Here is an 826-nt window from a genome sequence, read left to right on the forward strand (position 1 = left end):
TCCGGCAGGTTGATGGTTACTGTTGCCGACATGGCGGCAGAGACATTGCCGACAGCATCTTTGGCCCAGGCGTAGGCGGTTCTGACGCCATCACCACTGAAGGTGAAACTAGTCGGTGCCGTGCTGCTCCAGCCGGCAGCAGTGGCTGCAGGTTTTGTAGCACTCTCCGTTATCAGATAGCCGGTAACGCCAACATTGTCAACAGCGGTAACTCGCGAAACCGGCACCGTCAGCGATGTCGATGTCGCCGCTATGATGAAGGTACTCATTTTAGGTGCATTGAAATCAGGCAGGGTGATGGTTACGCTGGCTGCCCTGGCAATCGAGATATTGCCGGCGGCATCCTTGGCCCAGGCATAAGCGGTTCGTGAACCAGCACCGCTGAAGGTGAAGCTGGTCGGTGCCGTGCTGCTCCAGCCGGCTGCAGTAGCTGCAGGCATGGTGGCGCTTTCAGTAATCAGATAGCCGGTGACGCCACTGGCATCACTGGCAGTCAGGCCTGATATCGGCACGGTCAGCGAGCTTGAGGTTGACGGCATGGTAAAAGTACTCAGGACCGGTGCCGTTACGTCCGGCAGGGTGATATTCACCGCGGCTGCCCTAGCAATTGAGACATTGCCGGCGGCATCCTTGGCCCAAGCATAGGCGGTTCTATCCCCTTCACCGCTGAAGGTGAAGCTGGTCGGTGCCGTGCTGCTCCAGCCGGCAGCAGTGGCTGCAGGCATGGTGGCACTTTCAGTGATCAGATAGCCGGTGACGCCGCTGGCATCACTAGCAGTCAGACCGGAAACCGGCACGGTCAGCGAGCTTGAGGTTGACGGCATGG

Annotated in this window: 1 pseudogene; it reads right to left on the minus strand. The window is 59.1% G+C overall.

The window, feature by feature from the left end:
* Positions 1-826: pseudogene (locus tag KI809_RS20350) on the minus strand (hypothetical protein); the annotation flags it as partial.

Source organism: Geoanaerobacter pelophilus (genome assembly GCF_018476885.1).
Classification (GTDB): Bacteria; Desulfobacterota; Desulfuromonadia; order Geobacterales; family DSM-12255; genus Geoanaerobacter; species Geoanaerobacter pelophilus.